The sequence below is a fragment of the Streptomyces eurocidicus genome (assembly GCF_002891295.1).
In the GTDB taxonomy this organism is placed as follows: Bacteria; Actinomycetota; Actinomycetes; order Streptomycetales; family Streptomycetaceae; genus Streptomyces; species Streptomyces eurocidicus.
Genome location: NZ_LGUI01000010.1, coordinates 1 through 17,890 on the forward strand (window position 1 = coordinate 1; position 17,890 = coordinate 17,890).

General features: G+C 73.1%; 18 protein-coding genes and 2 pseudogenes. 12 read left to right on the top strand and 8 right to left on the bottom strand.

What is annotated here, in order from left to right; all coding sequences use genetic code 11:
• A pseudogene (locus tag AF335_RS35220) lies at positions 1-416 on the bottom strand (hypothetical protein); the annotation flags it as partial.
• A 339-nt stretch (positions 417-755) separates the two neighbouring features.
• Between AF335_RS35220 and AF335_RS35225 the strand changes: the two are divergent.
• The 6 genes from AF335_RS35225 to AF335_RS26365 all read left to right on the top strand — a co-directional run bounded on the left by AF335_RS35225 (position 756) and on the right by AF335_RS26365 (position 7,000).
• The gene (locus AF335_RS35225) at positions 756-1,580 is read left to right on the top strand and encodes an ATP nucleotide 3'-pyrophosphokinase (RefSeq protein ID WP_102920933.1); all 825 of its coding nucleotides are present in this window, start codon (positions 756-758) and stop codon (positions 1,578-1,580) included.
• 231 nt (positions 1,581-1,811) lie between these two features.
• On the top strand, positions 1,812-2,144 hold the full coding sequence (locus tag AF335_RS26345) for a putative quinol monooxygenase (protein ID WP_102920934.1): 333 nt from the start codon (positions 1,812-1,814) through the stop codon (positions 2,142-2,144).
• Between the two features lie 104 nt (positions 2,145-2,248).
• Positions 2,249-2,959 carry a L,D-transpeptidase family protein gene (locus AF335_RS26350; RefSeq protein ID WP_102920935.1) on the top strand — a complete coding sequence of 237 codons (711 nt, stop codon included), beginning with the start codon at positions 2,249-2,251 and terminating at the stop codon, positions 2,957-2,959.
• 302 nt (positions 2,960-3,261) lie between these two features.
• Positions 3,262-3,762 (top strand): hypothetical protein, encoded by a 501-nt coding sequence (locus tag AF335_RS26355; RefSeq protein ID WP_102920936.1) that lies wholly within the window; start codon positions 3,262-3,264, stop codon positions 3,760-3,762.
• On the top strand, positions 3,759-5,792 hold the full coding sequence (locus tag AF335_RS26360) for a GMC family oxidoreductase (protein WP_102920937.1): 2,034 nt from the start codon (positions 3,759-3,761) through the stop codon (positions 5,790-5,792). Before AF335_RS26355 ends, AF335_RS26360 begins: the two co-directional genes overlap by 4 nt.
• Positions 5,789-7,000: a ferritin-like domain-containing protein gene (locus AF335_RS26365; protein WP_102920938.1), complete on the top strand. Its 1,212-nt coding sequence runs from the start codon at positions 5,789-5,791 to the stop codon at positions 6,998-7,000. The genes AF335_RS26360 and AF335_RS26365 overlap by 4 nt, the downstream gene beginning before the upstream one ends.
• On the opposite strand, the gene AF335_RS26370 is transcribed toward AF335_RS26365, so the two are convergent.
• From AF335_RS26370 to AF335_RS26390, 5 genes are all read right to left on the bottom strand, one after another.
• Entirely contained in the window at positions 6,971-8,659 is a 1,689-nt protein-coding gene (locus AF335_RS26370; RefSeq protein WP_102920939.1) for an FAD-binding oxidoreductase, read from the bottom strand. The two genes, AF335_RS26365 and AF335_RS26370, sit on opposite strands and share 30 nt — an antisense overlap.
• A 99-nt stretch (positions 8,660-8,758) precedes the next feature.
• Positions 8,759-9,424: an SMI1/KNR4 family protein gene (locus tag AF335_RS26375; protein ID WP_184743911.1), complete on the bottom strand. Its 666-nt coding sequence runs from the start codon at positions 9,422-9,424 to the stop codon at positions 8,759-8,761.
• A gap of 126 nt (positions 9,425-9,550) precedes the next feature.
• Positions 9,551-9,973, bottom strand: a complete 423-nt coding sequence (locus AF335_RS26380; RefSeq protein WP_102920940.1) for a hypothetical protein — start codon at positions 9,971-9,973, stop codon at positions 9,551-9,553.
• A 254-nt stretch (positions 9,974-10,227) separates the two neighbouring features.
• The gene (locus tag AF335_RS26385; protein ID WP_146045621.1) at positions 10,228-10,716 is read right to left on the bottom strand and encodes a hypothetical protein; all 489 of its coding nucleotides are present in this window, start codon (positions 10,714-10,716) and stop codon (positions 10,228-10,230) included.
• 217 nt (positions 10,717-10,933) lie between these two features.
• Positions 10,934-11,518 (bottom strand): nuclear transport factor 2 family protein, encoded by a 585-nt coding sequence (locus AF335_RS26390; protein WP_102920942.1) that lies wholly within the window; start codon positions 11,516-11,518, stop codon positions 10,934-10,936.
• Positions 11,519-11,628: 110 nt separating this feature from the next.
• Here AF335_RS26390 and AF335_RS35965 point away from each other — a divergent pair.
• Positions 11,629-11,814: pseudogene (locus AF335_RS35965) on the top strand (phosphotransferase); the annotation flags it as partial.
• A 25-nt stretch (positions 11,815-11,839) separates the two neighbouring features.
• Here the strand turns inward: AF335_RS35965 and AF335_RS26400 are convergent.
• Positions 11,840-12,511, bottom strand: coding sequence for a hypothetical protein (locus AF335_RS26400; protein ID WP_102920943.1), 672 nt, complete (start codon positions 12,509-12,511; stop codon positions 11,840-11,842).
• A gap of 56 nt (positions 12,512-12,567) precedes the next feature.
• Between AF335_RS26400 and AF335_RS26405 the strand changes: the two genes are divergently transcribed.
• Positions 12,568-13,122 (top strand): GNAT family N-acetyltransferase, encoded by a 555-nt coding sequence (locus AF335_RS26405; RefSeq protein ID WP_102920944.1) that lies wholly within the window; start codon positions 12,568-12,570, stop codon positions 13,120-13,122.
• A 28-nt stretch (positions 13,123-13,150) separates the two neighbouring features.
• On the opposite strand, the gene AF335_RS26410 is transcribed toward AF335_RS26405, so the two are convergent.
• Positions 13,151-13,717: a GNAT family N-acetyltransferase gene (locus tag AF335_RS26410; protein WP_102920945.1), complete on the bottom strand. Its 567-nt coding sequence runs from the start codon at positions 13,715-13,717 to the stop codon at positions 13,151-13,153.
• Between the two features lie 349 nt (positions 13,718-14,066).
• Between AF335_RS26410 and AF335_RS26415 the strand changes: the two genes are divergently transcribed.
• The 4 genes from AF335_RS26415 to AF335_RS26430 all read left to right on the top strand — a co-directional run bounded on the left by AF335_RS26415 (position 14,067) and on the right by AF335_RS26430 (position 17,870).
• Positions 14,067-14,492, top strand: a complete 426-nt coding sequence (locus tag AF335_RS26415; protein WP_102920946.1) for a carboxymuconolactone decarboxylase family protein — start codon at positions 14,067-14,069, stop codon at positions 14,490-14,492.
• Positions 14,493-14,696: 204 nt separating this feature from the next.
• A complete protein-coding gene (locus AF335_RS26420; RefSeq protein ID WP_211304140.1) occupies positions 14,697-15,347 on the top strand; it encodes an HAD family hydrolase in 651 nt (216 codons plus the stop codon).
• A gap of 144 nt (positions 15,348-15,491) precedes the next feature.
• Positions 15,492-16,706 (top strand): glycoside hydrolase family 183 protein, encoded by a 1,215-nt coding sequence (locus AF335_RS26425; protein ID WP_102920947.1) that lies wholly within the window; start codon positions 15,492-15,494, stop codon positions 16,704-16,706.
• 318 nt (positions 16,707-17,024) lie between these two features.
• Positions 17,025-17,870, top strand: coding sequence for an AAA family ATPase (locus AF335_RS26430; RefSeq protein WP_311775617.1), 846 nt, complete (start codon positions 17,025-17,027; stop codon positions 17,868-17,870).
• Positions 17,871-17,890: the final 20 nt, after the last annotated feature.

Consider the following 17,890-nt stretch of genomic DNA (forward strand, 5'->3'; position numbering starts at 1 on the left):
CAATGCACCGGCCACAACAACCACACCAACAAACCCACCGAAACCAACGGCGCCAACCCCACCAACAACCCCACACGAAGAACCGCAAGGCGCCCGGGTTCCCCTTCGGACCCGCTCTCGCGCGATCCTTGACGACCCCTCAGGCGCCGGTACTCCACGCGGTACTCACCCTCCGGCGCCTCCCGCACCGGTCCCGTCAGACGGCTGAACCGCTCGTAGTCGTAGCCGCCGGAAGCCTCCACAAGGCCGGCGTCGACGACGACCCCGACACCCTCGACACCGCCGGCGACAGCCGCCTCGGCCGCCGGACCCGGCACCCCACTCGCGCCTGCCACCTCATCCGTGACCTGGCACTCCGACACCCGTGCACCACTCACCACAGCCACCACCCACTCCCCCACAGCCACATCGGACATAACGTGAGATCAGTCTGAAAAACCTAACAATCCGCCCCTGGGTTGCCGGGCCGTCACACTCGATGCGGCCGCTCAACCACCCGCACAGCCCATACGGAGATACGAAAGACACATGGATCGGCCGAGTGGCCCCACTCCACACCCCCGCCGCCTCGCGCACGGGGAAACCGGAGGCAGGCACACCGGAACGGATGAACCATGGGTCGGCGCGTCGACCCGGCACGACGTGATCAAGTCAAAACAACCGGCGCCATCGGCGTTTCAGTGCCCGGTCCGCACCCTCACCTGCGATATCTCTCGCCGTACACGGCAACGTCGAGAGAAGGCTGAAGGGCAGGCATGATCACCAACCGCACCGCCACCCCCCTCGCGGCAGCCGTCGCACTGGCCGTCCTCGGTGCCGGCCCGGTCCCGGGCGCGGCGGCCGAGGGCTCCGACGACCCGGTCCCGGACGCCGCGGACGCCAAGAAGGTCGACGAGTTCCTCGAGCGGGCCAAGGAGACCGAGCAGGCCGTCAGCCCGGAGCTGAAGGCCGTCGCCCTGATCAGCCGTGCCACCCTGGTCGGCTTCGACGACCGGCTGAGGTCCGCCGGCTCCGTCAGACGCACGGTGGCCGCGCTCATGAAACGGACGCCCGGTCAGACCGTGGAGGCGGCCCTCGCGAAGATCGAGGACTCCGTCCACTACACCTTGCAATGGCCGGACGGCAGATACACCGAAGGCGTCAAGGCCGCCTCCACCGCGCTCGTCGGCTGGGACAACGACAGCGTCCGCTGGTCCAACACCTGGGGCCGCAAGGACGGCCGCAAGGCGATCGACTCGGTCTGGCGCGACCGGCGTTCCGGGCACGCCTTCGCGATCCGGTTCCACACCCCGTCCAGCAGGTGGGCCCAGGAGGCGGCACGCAAGCTCAAGGCGGAACAGCACCGGCCCGGCACCCAGGAGGACCGCGTCAAGGAACTGCGCCGACAGCAGGAGGCGATCTTCAACTCGGTGCCCGTTCCCGAGGGCGCGGAACGGCTGGCCGCGCCCGCGTCACCCCCGCCACCCGCCAAGCCCGAGCCCACCGCCGTGCCGGCGCCCGAGGTCACTCCCGCACCGGCGCCGGCCCCCGCGCCGGCCCCGGCCGAGCCCACCGCGGGTCCGGTACCCGTGCCGGCCTGACCGTGGCGGTGACCCGGGCCGGCGGCCCGGAAGCGCCCCGGGAAGGCACCGGTTTTCCGGCAGGGCCGGAATCGGCCCATCCGCGTTTCACCGGGCGCTTCGCTCCCGGACACCGTGGGAACCGCCCCGGGCGCACCGCCGGCACGGCCGGCGCCGGGCACGAGGGTCCGCCGCACCCGGGCCCCCACCGAGGCCCCGTCCAAGAACCCCGTTCACAACCAGGAGACATCGATGATCTTCATTGTCGTCAAGATGACCGTCCGCCCCGAGCGCACGAAGGAATGGCTCACGCTCGTCGGCGACTTCACCCGCGCCACGCGCGAGGAGCCGGGCAACCTCTTCTTCGAGTGGTCGACCAGCGTCGACAACCCGAACCAGTTCGTGCTGGTGGAGGGCTTCGCCTCCCGCGAGGCGGGCGACGCCCACGTCAATTCGGCCCACTTCAAGAAGGCCATGGACACGATGGCCGACGCCATCGCGACCACGCCGCAGATCATCAGCACCGAGGCGCCGGGCAGCGGCTGGTCCGCCATGGCCGAGCTCACCCCGCGCCACACGTCGTAGGACGGACCGGCCGGCCGCCCTCGGCCGGACCCCGTGGTCCGGCCGAGGGCGGTACGGGCATGCGTGGCTGCAACCCTCGGGCGGTTGCCGTAGTCCTATTGACTATGACCATACGAGCGAAGAAGAGAACGACCTCGTCGGCGGTACGCCGGCTGTCCGTGCTCCTCGGCGCGGTGGGGCTCGCGGCCCCGCTCACCCTCGCGATCGGCGGCACCGCGCAGGCCGCCCCCGCCTGCACGACGAAGGCCGGTCCGCACCAGAAGGACGTGGAGAAGTTCCTGGGCCTGCCGGTGGACGGGCGGCAGGCCCCGGCGGACTGCCGGGCGATACAGGACTTCCAGATCAAGCGCGGCATCCGTCCGAACATCGGCTACGCGGGCCCGGTCACCTGGGGCGTCATGCGGGAGGAGCTCACCGCGCGCAACCCCAACGCGGCGGGCAGGTGCCCGGTGAACGTGGGCCGCGTCGCCTGCGTCGACCTCACCCGGCAGATCAGCTGGGTCCAGGACGGCAAGTCCCTGAAGTTCGGCCCGGTCCCGGTCCGTACGGGACGTGACGGCCACGAGACCCGGACCGGCGCGAAGAAGGTCTACTGGCGTTCGATCGACCACTGGTCGACGCTCTACGACGTCCGCATGCCGTACGCCCAGTTCTTCGACGGCGGGCAGGCGTTCCATTCCATCGAGGGCAGCGTCCGTTCGCAGCCCGGGTCCCACGGCTGCGTCAATATGCGCCCCGGCGACGCCAAGGCGTACTGGTCCCTGCTCCGCAACGGCGACGACGTCTTCGTCTACGGCCGGAAGCCCGGCACCTGAGCCATGCCTCGGGGGCGGGGAGCCTGCCCGGCGCCCCGCCCCGAAAACCGGAGGAATTACCTCCCCCATAGGCAAACGATTCTGCGAACACTCTTACGAGTGAAGCGAGTTCATTCCCCCTTCTCCGGCCCCGGAACTCTCCGATAGAAAAGGCGCCTGGTCCCGAAGATGGGTGGTCATGGATGGCTCCGCATCACACAGCTCCCCTCTCCCAGGTCCCCTCGGACCTCGCAGACCGCACAGATCCCGCAGACCCCGCAGCCCTCTCGGCGCCGCGTGCCCCCGCCGGTCCGTCGCCGGCCGTGGAGCGGTTCGTCGAGGTCTCCGTCCGGCTGACCGGCTTCGACGCCTTCGACCTGCACGCCACGGGATTGGCCGCGCTGTACCGGGCGACGGCGCTCGACCAGGTGGGGCCCGAGGCGTTCGAGCGCTTCCTCGCCGAGCTCGCCGCCGTGGGCGGCGACCCCGGCCGGCTCGAAGGCGAGACCTCCCGCGACATCGCCCGCGCGCTCGCCCACCTCTGGTATCTGGGCGTCTGGCCGCAGCTCGCCAGATCCGTCCACACGGCCCTCGGCCGGGAGAAGGCCAACGTCCCGTTCACGGTCTCGCCCGAGGCGTACACGGAGGGCCTGGTGTGGCGGACCTTCCACGGCCATCCGGCCGGCGCCAAGGCCCCGGGCTTCGGCACCTGGTCCGAGCCACCGCCCGGCGCCCCGCCGGTGCCCCGCCCGGCCGCCCCCGGGCGACCCGTGGCGGGGCCCGGGAAAGAGCGCGAAGAGGAGACCGCGGGGGACGCCGTATGAGCACTTCCCCGCGCGCCGGCGGACAGCCGACCGGCGGCCACCGCACCGGCACACCCCACCTCCGGCGGTACGACGTGATCGTGGTCGGCGCCGGGCTCTCCGGAACCCTGGTCGCCAAGCGGCTGGGCGACCAGGGCTGGCGCGTCCTCGTCCTGGAGGCCGGCACCCGTACCCTCGACACCTGGCCCGGCCACCTCGACGCCATGAACACCTATTACGCGGCCTCCGCGAAGGTGCCCAATTCCCCGTACCGCGCCAATACGGCGGCCCCCTCCCCCGATGTCCTCGACCTCGTGGGACTGCCGGGCGGCGGATTCCGCGCGAACGGCTATCTCGTGCAGAACGGCGCCCTGCCCTACGGCTCCGACTATCTCCGCGCCAACGGCGGCACGGTCATGCACTGGCTCGGCCTCACCCCCCGTATGCACCCGGAGGACTTCGCCGTCCGCCGGACATTCGGATACGGCCGCGACTGGCCCATCGGCTATGCCGACCTGGAGGGCCACTACCGCGCGGCCGAGCGGGAACTGGGCGTCGCGGGGGACGCCCAGGAACAGTCCGAGGCCATCGGCCTGCCCTTTCCGGAGGGCTACGTCTATCCGATGCACAGGATTCCGCGCAGCTATATCGACGACGTCGTCGCCGCGAAGCTCGACGGCGTCCCCGTCCGGGAGTCGCCGGACGCCGCCGAGACCACCCTGCGGGTCGTCACCACCCCGCACGCCCGCAACAGCGTCCCCGACGCGCGGTACGACGGCGGGCGCGGCTACCGCCCGGTCGGTGCGGCGGGCCTGCCCAACTACGGGGAGCGGTGCGTCGGCAACGCCTCCTGTGTGCCCATCTGTCCCGTGCAGGCCAAGTACAACCCCCTGAAGACCCAGGCCACCTGGGACAGCCGGGTCACGCTCGTCACCAAGGCCGTGGTCAGCCGGGTCCTGGCCGACGGGAACGGCCGCGCCCTCGGCGTCGAGTACCAGGCGTACGACGACCCCGCCGCCCCCGTGCACACCACGCACACCGCCGAGGCCGACATCGTCGTGCTCGCCGCGCACGCGATCGAGAACGCCAGACTGCTCCTGGTGTCCCGGCTCGCCGGGCACAGCGGCCAGGTGGGCCGCAATCTCATGGACCACCCGGTGCTGCTGACCTGGGGGCTGATGAGGCATCCGGTCGGCCCCTTCCGGGGCCCCGCCTCCACCTCGGGGGTGGAGAGCTTCCGCACCGGCCCGGCCCGGCGGAGGCGCGCACCGTTCCGTATCGAGATCGCCAACTGGGGGTGGAGCTGGCCGGCGTCCTCCCCGGGGAGCGATGTCGCCCGGCTGCTGGGCATCACGGGAGACTCCGGGCAGCCCCGGGGAAGAGGCGTGTTCGGCGAGGAGCTGCGCCGCGCGCTCGGGGAAGGGATCGGCCGTCAGTTCAGCCTGCAGTTCGAGCTGGAGCAGGAGGCCGAGAGCCGTAACCGGGTCACCGTCGACCCGCGCCACCGCGACCGGCTCGGCAACCCCCGCCCGGTCATCACCTACGACCTCTCCGACCGGCTCAAGCGCGGTCTGGCCGCCGCCAAGGCCGTGTCCGACCGGATCTTCGGCCTGCTGGAGGCCGAAGACCACACGGCGTACGGCCCCGGCCCCTTCTCCCCCGGCTACTTCCGCTTCGAAGGACAGGATCTCTCCTTCAACGGCGCCGGCCACGGAGCGGGCACCCACGTCATGGGCGACTCGCGGGACTCCTCGGTGGTCGACCACTGGCAGCGCTGCTGGGACCACCCCAACCTCTACGCCGTCGGCTGCGGCAGCATGCCGTCGATCGGCACCTCCAACCCCTCGCTGACCATGGCCGCCCTCGCCCTGCGCAGCAGCGAGCAGATCCACCGCGAGCTGACCGGGCTGCACCGGCCGGTGACCGTCCGGACCGGTGGCGGGACCGGTGCCGGCGACCTCTCTCCCCATGTCCCCGGCCCGGCGCCGTCCCCCGCCCCCGCGCGGGGTCCGTCCCCGCACAGCCACCCGCACCAGGAGGTACGACCGTGACGACCGCCCGGGCACAGGCCGCCGCGACGCCCGGCCTCTCCACGGAGCTCGCCGTGGTGGTGGAGCCGCCGTTCCATGTGCCGCGCAACCCCGAGGAGCTCCGCCTGTTCCTCCAGGCCGCGCTGACGCTGGAGCACCTCACCATCCCGCCCTACCTCACGGCGATGTACACCCTCCACGCCGGCACCAACCGCCCCGCCTTCTACGCCATCCGGGCCGTGGTGCTGGAGGAGATGCTCCATATGACGCTCGTCGCCAATCTGCTGAACGCGGTCGGCGGCACCCCCCTGGTCGCACACTCCCGGTTCGTCACGGGCTATCCCGCCCGGCTGCCCTACAGCCGGGACAAGATCCCCATCGCCCTCCGGCACTTCGGCACCGAGGCGCTCCGGACCTTCCTCCACATCGAGCGACCGGAGTACGTCGCCGAGCCGCCCGGCCACCCCTCCGTCGCGGACGACGAGGGCTGGACGTCCATCGGGCAGTTCTACGCCACCATCCGGACGGGGCTGATCCGGCTGACCGAGGAGCTGGGCGAGAAGGCGCTCTTCACCGGCGACCCAGGCAGGCAGATCGGCCCGGAGCACTTCTACAACTCGGGCGGCGAGGTGTTCAGGGTCTCGGACCTGTCCTCCGCGCTCACCGCCTTCCGGGTGGTCACCGAGCAGGGCGAGGGCGTAAGCCGGACCATCTACAACACGGACGACCTGCTCTTCGGAGAGGCCCGGGAGCCCGCGCACTACTTCCGCTTCGACGAGCTCCTCCAGGAGCGGCGGTACGGCCCGCACGACACCCCGGGCTCCGGCCCGACGGGCCCCGCGCTCGATGTCGACCGGGCGGCCGTCCACCCCATCGATCCCGGGGCCAAGGCCGCGCACTATCCGCCGGGCAGCGCCGTGCGACAGGCCGCCGACCGCTTCAACGAGGTGTACGCCCGCCTGCTGTGCGTCCTGGAGGACGCCTTCACCAAGGACCCGGCCGCCCTGCGGGCCGCCGTGCCCACGATGCTGGAACTGCGCGACCTCGCCGAGCGGCTCTACCGCAATCCGCACCCCGACCCCGTGAAGCGGGCCATGGGCCTGCACGCGAGCGCCACATACGAGATCACCGACGAGTTGTTCGGCCGCGTCCGCGCCCTGCTCGCGGGGCGCCCGCCCGGAGCGGCGGCCGGGGGTGGTCTAGGAGTGGGGGAGCCCTATGGACTGTGAGTGGCGGAAGACGTTCCGGGGGTCGTAGGCGGCCTTGACCCGCTGCAGACGGGGGTAGTTGTCCTTGTAGTAGAGCGTGTGCCAAGGCACTCCCGAGGTGTTCCGGCGAGGGTCGACGATGTCCATGTCCGGGTAGTTGATGTAGCAGCCGTCGGTGGCCGTGCCGGGGACGGGATAGCCGCCGGTGGCGGAGAAGACGTCGGTGTACGCCTCGCGGGTCCAGGCCAGGTTCTCGGCGTCGGCGTCCTCGCCGGACCAGAAGCTCTGGAAGAGGGCCTTGAAGACGGAGTCGCGCTGGGCGGCGGCCGTGTCGGCCGGCCGGACGGTGTTGATCCTGCCGCCGTAGGACAGCAGGACCACCATGGAGTCGGGGTTCCGCCGGTCGGTGCGGGTCAGGTGTTGGTACAGCGCCACGGTCTGCGCCTCGTCGAAGCCCTTGCGCATATAGGCCGACTTATGGGCGGCGCGCAGCGTTGGATTGGTGAGGGTGGGGTTGTTGGTGCCGAGGAGTTTCACGGAGGTGAGCCATGGGATCCGTTGCGGGGTGAAGAAGCCGGGCAGCGGCCCCTGTTCACCGGCCGGACGGCTGAGCGGCCGGGGTTCGGCCCCGGTGCCGGAGAGGACCGCGCCGACGTGGTCGTCGACGAGCTGCCGGGCGCCCGGCACGGAGGCGTCCATCTGGGTGAGCATGCCCACGCTGTCGTGGGAGCGGTGGTTGAGCATCAGGAAGGTGCACAGCGAGGCATAGGGCGAGCCGGGGTCGCTGTTCCGTTCGTGCCAGCCGCCGAAGTTCTTGACGAGGGTGCTGAAGCCGGCCTTGTCGAGCCCGCTCCAGGGCAGGGAGAGGGCGCTCACATAGACCTCGCCGGGCGGGCGCATCAGCTGGCGCGCGGGGTCCTCCCCGGTGGCGCCCGGCGTGCGGAACCAATAGCGGGTGATCACCCCGAAGTTGCCCCCGCCGCCTCCGGTGTGCGCCCACCAGAGGTCGCGGTGGGGGTCGTCCGGTTCCCGGGTGGCGATCACGGGCCGGGCGGTGCCGTCCGCGTCCACCACCACGACCTCGACGGCGTGGAGGTGGTCGACGGTGAGTCCGTACCGGCGGGAGAGCATTCCGTAGCCTCCGCCGCTGATGTGCCCGCCGACGCCGACCGAATAGCAGGAGCCGCCGGGCAGGCCCACGCCCCAGCCCCGGTAGAGGGACTCGTAGACGTGCAGGAGGGTGGCGCCGGCCTCGACGGCGAAGGCCCTGCGCCGCGCGTCGTAGGAGATCTGGTCCATGCCGGACATGTCGATGACGGTCCGGACGTCGGGGTGGAAGACGAAGTCCGCGTAGCAGTGGCCGCCGCCGCGCACGGACAGCCGGCTGCCGCCGCGCACGGCCTCCTGGACCACCTGGACGACCTGCTCGGTGGTGCGCACGAGGCGTACGGATTCGGGTCGTCCGGTCCACCGGGTGTTGTTGCCGACGGTCAGGGCGGCGTAGCGCGGGTCGCCGGGGAGGACGGTGACGGCGGGGCCCGAGGGGTCGGCGGGGCCGGCGGGGCCGGTCCCGGTGGGCGCGGCGACGGCGGTGGCCGCCGGGCCCGCTCCCAGCGCGGAGGCGCCGGCGACGCCCGCGACCGCCGCCGTGCCGGTCAGGATGGTCCGTCTGTTCAGCATGCCCCTGGGCCCCTCTCCGACGCGCCGCTCCGGTCAGTCGCCGCCGACCGAGGATGCCTCCCGGGCGGGCGGGGCGGCCAGGCGCCGGGGCCCAGTCCGTCAGGTGCCGGGCGGCCGGGCGGCGGACGGTGCCGTCGTGGTCCACGGGTCGATGCCCGCGTCCCAGATGCGCCGTTCCTCCCGGCAGTGCAGGAACTTGGGGGCGTGCTCGCCCCAGAGCCGGGTGCCGCTGAGGGGGCACTTGCCGAAGCCGGCGAGGAAGAGGCGGCGGAGGAACTCCGCCATGCCGCAGTCGTGCACGGTCGCCGGCTCCGGGGTGTCCCGGCCGAGGACGACGACGGGCCAGCGGTCCGGGTCGGGGTCCGAGGTCAGCCAGCACAGGAGGTCGGGGCCGGAGGTGACCCCCCAGGCGATGAGCCGGTCCGGCGTCAGGGCGGAGCCCGGCGGGCGGGGCACCCCCATGAGGAGCTCTCCGGCGTTGGCGGTCTCGGCGCGCATACCGGTGTCCGGATCGGTCCAGTACGGGGACGGCAGGGGCTGGAGCACGTACAGGAAGTCGCTGATGGTGCCTTCGCCGTATTCGGCCATGAAGGTGACGTAGTCGCGGGGGAACGTGGTGCCCCAGATGCGCCCCGCGGCCGCCCAGTCGACGCTCTCCCCCGCGTTCGCGTGCGGCGGCATCAGACGGCGGACGCCGGCGAAGCCGGACGGCACCGCCCCTGCTGCACGGCCCTCGCGCCCCTCACGTGCTGTCCCGGCACTCATGTCGTCCCCTCCCGGCGGCGCCGGCGGGAGGCCGGGCGCCGTTCCCCTTCACCATGTCACACATGTCCGCCCGAAACGCCCCAAAGGGCGGTCAAGGGCGGTAGGTCCGGGCAAGGGCGGCGGGGGTCAGGGGCAGCCCGCCGGCCGGCTTTCCGGCGCCCCCTCCTGGGCGGGCAGCGCCGCGTCCTCGCCCTCCGGGCCGCGCGGGCCGTCCATGGGGTGGAGCACATGGCCGATCGAGTGGGGTTCGGCGTAGACGCCGATCAGCCGGCAGACCGTGGCGGGGTCGGCGGTGACGGTCACGGGCGCCTGGTACAGCTCGTGGTCGCCGTTCTCCTCCCCGTCGTCCGGCTCGGAGAGGGTGGCCCACATGTCCTCGGCGGCGCTGATGAGCTGGTCGAGTTCGTCGCGGACGGCGTTCCAGGCGCCGTCGCGGACGGCCCGGTCGATGCGGGAGACGGTGCCGAGGACGCTCGCGTAGTCCTCGGCCAGCTGGTCTTCCTGGGGGGACGGTCGAAGAGTCAGGGCGACTGGCTCGGTGGTGTACACGGCGCCTCCACGCAAGGAGAAACGGTATGGGCTGGGGCCGATGCGGACGAACCCCCACCCGGGCATCGTCGCGCGCCGGGACGCGGCGGCCGCTGTTCGCCGTCACCGGTCGGCCATATATCACTCGCACGGGCGAGCACCCGCTCTGGTGACGGGTGTCCGACGGGTGCCTGACGGGCGTTCGGGTACGCCCCCGCGCTCCTCCCGGCCGCCGCCGGGAGGAGCGCGGGGGCCGCGCCGGGCCCCGGCCGCCGTTACATCCAGATGGTGGCGGTGGCGACGGTGAAGGCCCGCTTCGGGCGGTCGGGGTTGCCGTAACGGACCTCCACGCGCGGGTGGGAGCGCATGAATCCGCTGTCGGCGATGACGACCCGCCGGGGGTCGCGGACGGTGCGCACCGCGATGTCCGTGTCGAGGAAGCTGCCGAACTCACCGGTGGCGGGCGCGTAGAGGAAGAACTGGCCGCCCCGGTAGTGCCGCGTCACGGTCTCGTCGTCGAGGACGAGCGCCCAGAAGGTCACCGGGTGACCCGCCGGGTACATCGTCCGCTGCTCGGCCCGCAGACCCTGGAGTTCGATCCCCAGGTAGGGGTTCTCGTCGGCGGGCCGCACGGTCGCCGGGGAGGCGGCTTCCGGCGCGGCGGCGCCGGGGCCGGCGGCCTGCGCCCCCGTGATCAGCGCGGCGCCGAGGGTCGCGGTCGCGGCGGCCACCGTGAGGGTGCGGAAGAGAGTGCGAGCTGACACCTGGTCTCCAATTCGGGCGGAAGGGCGACAGGGCGGCGGAACGTGCACGGAAGGTCGTACGGACACGGCGGAGCGACGACGGGATCCGTATGCGTGTTCCTGTCGCTACGTCCGGTGATCATCCAGCCGCGTCCGCACTCCTGGCAACGGCGTCCCTCGGGTTTCGGCCAGCGGGGCCCGGGACGGCCGCGTCACGCCCCGCCCCTCGAAGGCGGGACTACGCCTCGTCGTCGCCGCCCCCGAGCCCCCGCATGACCTCCGCCGCCTTCGGCGTGAGGACCATCGGTCCCTCCCCCGTCGACCAGATCATGCGCAGCTCCAGCCGCCGGAACCGCCATCCCTCGGCCGTACGGACCACCTCGCCGGTGAACGTGCCGCCGACGTCGAAGTGGCCGCCGACGACCGCGTCGCGGGCGCGCTGGGTCGAGGCGAGGTGCACGTGCGTCATGAGGGCGTTCCAGCGCACCGTCGCCCGGTCCCCGTCGAGGCCGATCATGTAGTTGGTGCCGATGTGCTGAGTGCGCCGGAACTTCGCCATGGTCTCCTGCTGGGACTCGCCCAGTCCCGCGACGCCCTCGTGGTCCCCGATGGGTGTCGTGATCCGGACGTCCTCGGTGAACATGCGCCGCGCCCAGGCGTCGTCGAACCGGCCGCCGGCGGCCGGCACCGCGTCCAGGCTCATGAGGTAGCCGTCGATGAGTCCCGTGATGTCCGCCCGGTCGGCGAGGACGCGGACGCGTGCCTCGAGTGCGGCGAAGTCGGCGCCGGAGACGGCGGGAACGGGGGTGACGGAGACGGTCATGGCTGTCCTCCAGGAGACTTGGCGGCCCGTCGGCGGGGCCGGCCCTTCCTTCGAGGAAAACACTAGAACCTCGACATAACTTGAGGTAAAGCCGGGTCGGGCCGCCCGGCCGGGCCCACCGCGGCGGGCCGGTCGCCTCGCTCGACGCGGAGACCCGGGCGGCGATCGAGCTGCTGCGCGGGATCCCCGAGGAGGGCGTCGACTGCGACGCCGTGGCGGCGGTGTGGGAGGACGCGCCGCGGGCGCCGGGCCCGGACAGGCCTCCGGTGCGGCTGCACGCCGACTTGATGCCGGGCCTCCGGACGGGGTGGATCCGCCGGTCTAGCGGCGGACGGGCCCCGGTCCGGCGACCGCGTCGAAGAACCGGTCGGCGTCGTCGGGGCCCGCGAGGTTGCCGAGAGTCAGCCAGGAGCCGTCGGGGAAATGCAGGTCGAACCGGGCGAAGCCGCGCGGCTGGCCCGTTTCCGCTTCGATACGGACCTCGCCGGACCCGAATTCGGCCATCAGCCGGAAGTCGTCGGCGCTGTGCGGAAAGACCCGGCGGCGCGGGGAGGCCGCGAAGCAGACGCGGTCACGGGTCGCCAGGAAGAGCCGGGCGCGGTTCGGGGAGGCGTCGTACCAGCGCAGCAGCAGCTGTCCAGCCGTCAGATTCCAGTCGCCGTCGAACACTTGGTCCCGCGGCCGCGCTCCGGTGTCGCCGGTCTCCTCCCGGCCGGGCGACGGCGGGTTCCGCCGCCCGGAGCCGTCGATCCTGCGTGCCGCCTTTTGCGAGAGGAGATCCATCAGCATGTACGGCACCACGATCACGCAGAACAGCACCGCGCCGACGTAGACCGCCCAGTGCCTGCCGGGCTTCAGGCGGCCCTTGCCCGCGGCGCGGTGAATCTCCTTCGGGGGCCGGGGAACGGCTGAGGGTATTCCGCACCACACCAGGAGGGCGGGTTCTTCGCCCAGGATTCTCCCGGCCCGCCGGAGGACTTTGCGTTTCGCCATGAAAGGAATTCTATTTCGGTGGCGCGGAGGCCCGGCCGCCGGAGAGACTCGCTCCCATGCGGGAACATATCGAGGCGTCCGCCGAGCTTTCCTTGCGCCCCTGGGCCGCCGCCGACGTGGCCGCCGTGACGGAGGCGTTCGCCGAGCCCCTGATGCGCCGGCAGCTGCCGTGGCCCGTCGACTCCCCCGAGGAGGCCCGGCGTTGGCTCGCCGACCGCGCGGAGCGACGGGCCACCGGCACGGACTTCTCCTTCGCGGTCGTCGACCGCCGCGACACCGTGCTGGGCGGCGTCGCGGTCGGCTCGATCGACCTCCGGCACGCCGTCGGCTGGGTCTCCTACTGGACGACGGCCCCGGCCCGGGGCCGCGGGGTGGCGACCCTCGGCTGCCGGGCGCTGGCCGACTGGGCGTTCACGGATCTGGGGCTGTTCCGGCTGGAACTCGGGCACCGCGTCGGCAACACGGCCTCCTGCCGGGTCGCCGGAGCCGCCGGTTTCGCCGTCGAAGGACTCCAGCGGCAGAAGCTCCGCTACGACGGCGTCCGCTACGACGTCGAGACCCACGCACGGCTGGTGTGCGACCCGGTCCCGGCGGGCGGGACGACCGGCTGAGCCGCGCCCGGGCAGGGTGTCCGGCCCGTCAGCTGCCCAGGGCGGTGCACATCGCCGACGGCCCGGGGAAGTCCTCGGGGAGGGCGTCCATCAGCAGCGTGTCGACGCGCTGGCCGAGCCAGAACCCGGACTTCCGCAGGCGCCCGGCCGGGCGGAAGCCCGCGCTCGCGAACGCGGCGATCGCCGCCCGGTTGGGTTCGAGCACCTTCAGCCAGGCCGTGCGGAGGGCGCCCAGGTGGAACGCCCAGTCCAGGGTGAGCCGGGTGGCCTCCTCGGCATAGCGCTTGCCGCGCTGGGCGGGCGCGAGGACGATCGTGAACTCGGCCGTCTGCGCGTCGGGGTCGAGTCGCAGCACGGTCAGCCCGACCGGCAGTTTGTCCTTCAGGCGCACGATCTCGAACGGGGCGTGCCGCCGGGCTCCGCGCCGGCGTTCCCAGTCGTCGGTGCGGTCCTCCGCCCGGCACGGGAACCGGTCGCCCCGGCCGAGGACGGTCGCCGGGTCGTTCTCCCACTTGTGGAACTCGGTCAGCGTGTCCTCGCGGGGCACCCCCAGGGCGAGCCGGTCGCCGGTGAGGAGGATGTGCGGGCTGCTCATGTGTGGCTTCCTTCCACGTCGCGGTGCGGCACGGGCGCCCGGCCAAGCTTGGTGCCGCACGCGCGCGGGGCCGCGGCGTCCGCCGGACGATCACTCGCATGTGTGGCGGCGGGGCTGACCCCGCTTCCCGCGGCCCGCGTTCACACCCGGCGGACGACCGCGTTCCGGTGAGTGGACGGCGACGGGAGGGCGCCGGGCACCGTGGGCGGCCGAGGGCTCCGGGGTGCCGCCGACGGCCGGGTCGCGCGGGCGGAATTGACCCATCATCTCGGCCCGGGAATGCACCATACCCCGGACCTTTTCAGCTCCTAGAGTTCCTGACATGACAGCGATTGAGATTCCCCAGCGCATGAACTTCGGCACCGTTGCTCCCAAGGTCTTCAAGGCCGTTCTCGCCCTCGACGCCGCCGCCCGCGACGGCCTGGACCCGGTCCTTCTCGAACTGGTCCAGATCCGTGCCTCGCAGGTCAACCGTTGCGCGTACTGCATCGACTACCACACGGGTGACGCCCGTAAGGCGGGCGAGACCGAGGAGCGGATCTACCAGCTCAGCGCTTGGGAGGAGTCCAGCCTCTACACCGCGAAGGAGCGGGCGGCGCTCGCGCTGACCGAGGCGGTCACCCTGCTTCCGGCCGGCGTCCCGGACAGCGTCTACGACGAGGCCGCCCGGCACTTCGAGGAGAAGGAGCTGGCCCACCTCATCGCGCTGATCTTCACGGTGAACGCCTGGAACCGGATGAACGTGACCACCCGCAAGATCCCCGGCACCGAGTAAGGGGACCCCGTTCGGGGCGGTGGCCGGTATCCCCCGGCCGGTCACCGCCCATCACCCCGGCCCCGGACGCGGGCGCGTCGTCGTTCCCACGGTCCGCCGGGCGCCCCGACCGGCAGCCGATCCCCCTCGCACGGGACGGAGGGTGCACGTGAGCCCCGCCACTCCCACCGCCGTATCCCGCCGTCATGGCGCGACACTGTGGCCATGCCGACGATGACCACTGCCCCGGACCACCACGACGGCCGGCCCTTCGACGCCGTGCTCTGCGACCTCGACGGTGTGATCCGCCATTACGACACCTCCAGGGTCACGGAGCTGGAGCGCGCCTCGGGACTTCCTGAAGGGAGCACCGCCGAGCGCGCGTTCGCTCCCGGGAACGGCCTTCCGCTGCTGCTCGGCGAGCTCACCAAGGAACAGTGGGTGGACGCGCTGGCCCACGACCTCTCGGCGCGTGTGCCACCGGCGCGGGCCCGCGCCTTGAGCACGGCGTTCGCCGAGGCGGAGTCGTGGATCGACGAGTGCGTCGTGGACCAGCTGCGCCGCGCCCGCGCGTCCCTGCCCGTCGTGATCGTCACCAACGCGGCCCCCTGGCTGGACGACGACCTCGCCGCGCTGGGCCTGACCGACCTCGCGGACCACGTGGTGAGCAGTGCCCGCGTCGGGGTCGCCAAACCGGACCGCAGGATCTACGAGATGGCCGCGGCGCGGGCCGGGGTCTCCCCGGACCGCTGCCTGTTCGTGGACGACGCGCGGGAGAACGTGGCCGCGGCCGTCGCCCTCGGGATGACGGGGGTCCACTACCGCGAGCCCGCGGACCTCCGCCGGGCACTGGCCGTCCTCACCCCGCCCCGCTGATCCCGGCGGGGGCGGCGTACGGAGACGGGGCGCGTACGGGTGCGGGAGGCGCACGGGCCCGGGAGGGGCGTACGTCCCCGCGCCGACGGCCGTACGGGCCTCCGTTCCCTGCCACCCGGGGCCGCGGACGCTCGTTGACCCGTCATGACGATGTCCTTCCGCCCGTGGCTCCGACGCCGGCCCACCGGCCCGCGCGCGCCGCGTGCCCGCGCCGTCTGCCTCGCGGCGGTCTGCGCGTTCCTGCCACCCGTCGTGCCCCGGGCCGAGCCCGCGTCGCCGCCCCGCGTCCTCGCCGTCCACGCCGACGGAGAGCTGGACGGGGCGTTCGCCCGGTACGCCGGGCGGCCCGGTCCCGGCCCGACCGGGATCGGCCACTGGACCGGCGGCGACAGCACGTACTCCCTGCCGACCCCCGCCGGTGAGCTGTGGGTCTTCTCCGACACCTTCCTCGGCACGATCCGGCCGGACGGCTCCCGCTCCCCCGTCGTCGGAGACGGAGGCACGACGCCCTTCGTCAACAACAGCTTCGTGCTGTGGGACCGGCACGGCCCGCGCACCGTCACGGGGCACGACCGCGCCGGCGGCCCCGCGTCCGTGGTGCCCGGCACCGCTCGTGGCGAGTGGTACTGGGCCCGGGCCGGGATCCCGGACGGCGGCGGCTTCTCCGTCGTCTACGCGCGGTACGCCCGCACCGGTACGGGCCCGCTGGACGTGGCCTGGCGCGGCAACGCCCTCGCCCGGTTCGGCCCCGGCGGCCCCGGCCGGCCCCGCTCGCTGACGCCGCTCCCCTCGTCGGCGGGCATCGCCTGGGGCGCGTGGCTGGAGCGGCAGGGCGGCCACACCTATGTGTACGGCACCGAACGGCTCGCCCGGGGCGGCAACCGGCTGCACCTGGCCCGCGTCGAGGGCTCGGACCTCGGGCGGCCCTGGCGCTACCGGACCGCCGACGGCGGCTGGTCGGCCCACGAGGCGCGGTCCGCCCCGCTCACCGGGCCGGGCGGGTCCGCGCTGCTCACCTCGGACGAGCTCAGCGTCGTCCGGCACGGCTCCTGGTACGCGCTGGTGACACAGCGGGCGGAGGTGCCGTTCAGCGCGGAGACGCGGCTCGCGTGGTCCCGTTCGCCGGGCGGCCCGTTCGGCCCGGCGCGGACGGTGTACACGGCGCCGGAGGCGGGGGCGCTCGGGACGTACCACGACCGGAACGTCATCGCTTACAACCCGCACGAGCATCCTGAGTTGGGGCGGGTGGGGGAGCTCGTCGTGTCGTACAACGTCAACAGTCTGGAGCCGGGGGACGTGGTGCGGCGGGCGGGGATCTATCGGCCGCGGTTCGTTCGGGTGAGGCTCGGGGGTGTGTAGCGCCCTGCGGGCGGCTTTTCCCCAGCCCCGCCCCTTCCCGCTGTATCCGATGTGCGGCTCCGCCGCGGGGGAGGCTTCGCCCCTGGGCCCCCTTTCCGCGCTGACGCGCGGTGTCCTCAAACTCCCCCAGCTACCGCTGGGAGGTGCCCCCAGACGGGCTGATTTCAGCCCGTCCGGCGTTTGAGGACATTCGGGAAGGGGCGGGGTGGGGAAAAGCCCGCCGCAGGCGGCCCGGACAACCGAACACCCCTCCCGCGCGTCTCCCACTCGACAACCGTGCGAAGCCGCGGGGCACGCAGGTGAGGACAAGGGGCGGTAGTGGGCGAGACGGGCAGGCCCGGCGCGGAGGACACCGGACAGGGCGCGCCGGAGGACCCGGGGGCGGATCCCTCGGGGTGCATACCGGCCGCGGGGGCGGACGAGCCGTCCCTGCGCCCACGCGGGCTGGTCGACCTGCGCGGACCGGCCGAGGTGCCAGCCGGTCTGTCGCTGTCCTATCCGGCGGGTGCCGTGGTCGTGGTCTCCGGCCTGCCCGGCAGCGGCAAGAGCACCCTGCTGCGCCGCTGGTCCGCGGCGGCGCCCGTCGTCGACCCGCGCGACGTCCACGTCGCCTGCGAGGCCGTGATGCCCGCCCGGCTGCCGTACGCGGTGTACCGGCCCTGGGCGCGGCTGGAGCACTTCCGGTGGCTGCGCTCGGCGGTGCGCGAGGGCGGGCCGTTCCTGGTGCACGACTGCGGGAGCCGGGCGTGGATGCGGCGCTGGCTGGCCCGTACCGCCGGGCGGCAGGGGCGGGAGCTGCACCTGGTACTGCTGGACGTCGGGGCCGCGGAGGCCCTCGCGGGCCAGCAGGCGCGGGGCCGGTGGGCGCGGGAACGGGTGTTCACCCGGCACCGGCGGGGCCTCGGCCGTCTGTTGCGCGCCCTGTCCGCGGAGGCCGCGAGCCCCGACCGGGCCGGGGCCGGGGCCCGGGTGGCCGCGGTTCCGGAGGCGGCCTCGGTGGTGCTGCTGGACCGTACCTCGCGTGCGCGGATGGCGGCGGTGGAGTTCGACGACCCGGCCGGCGGGCAGAGGGCGGCCATGGCGGGCGGCTTTTTCCCCACCCCGCCCCTTCCCGAATTGTCCTCAATCGCCGGACGGGCTGAAATCAGCCCGTCCGGCGATTGAGGACACCGCGCGGAGCGCGG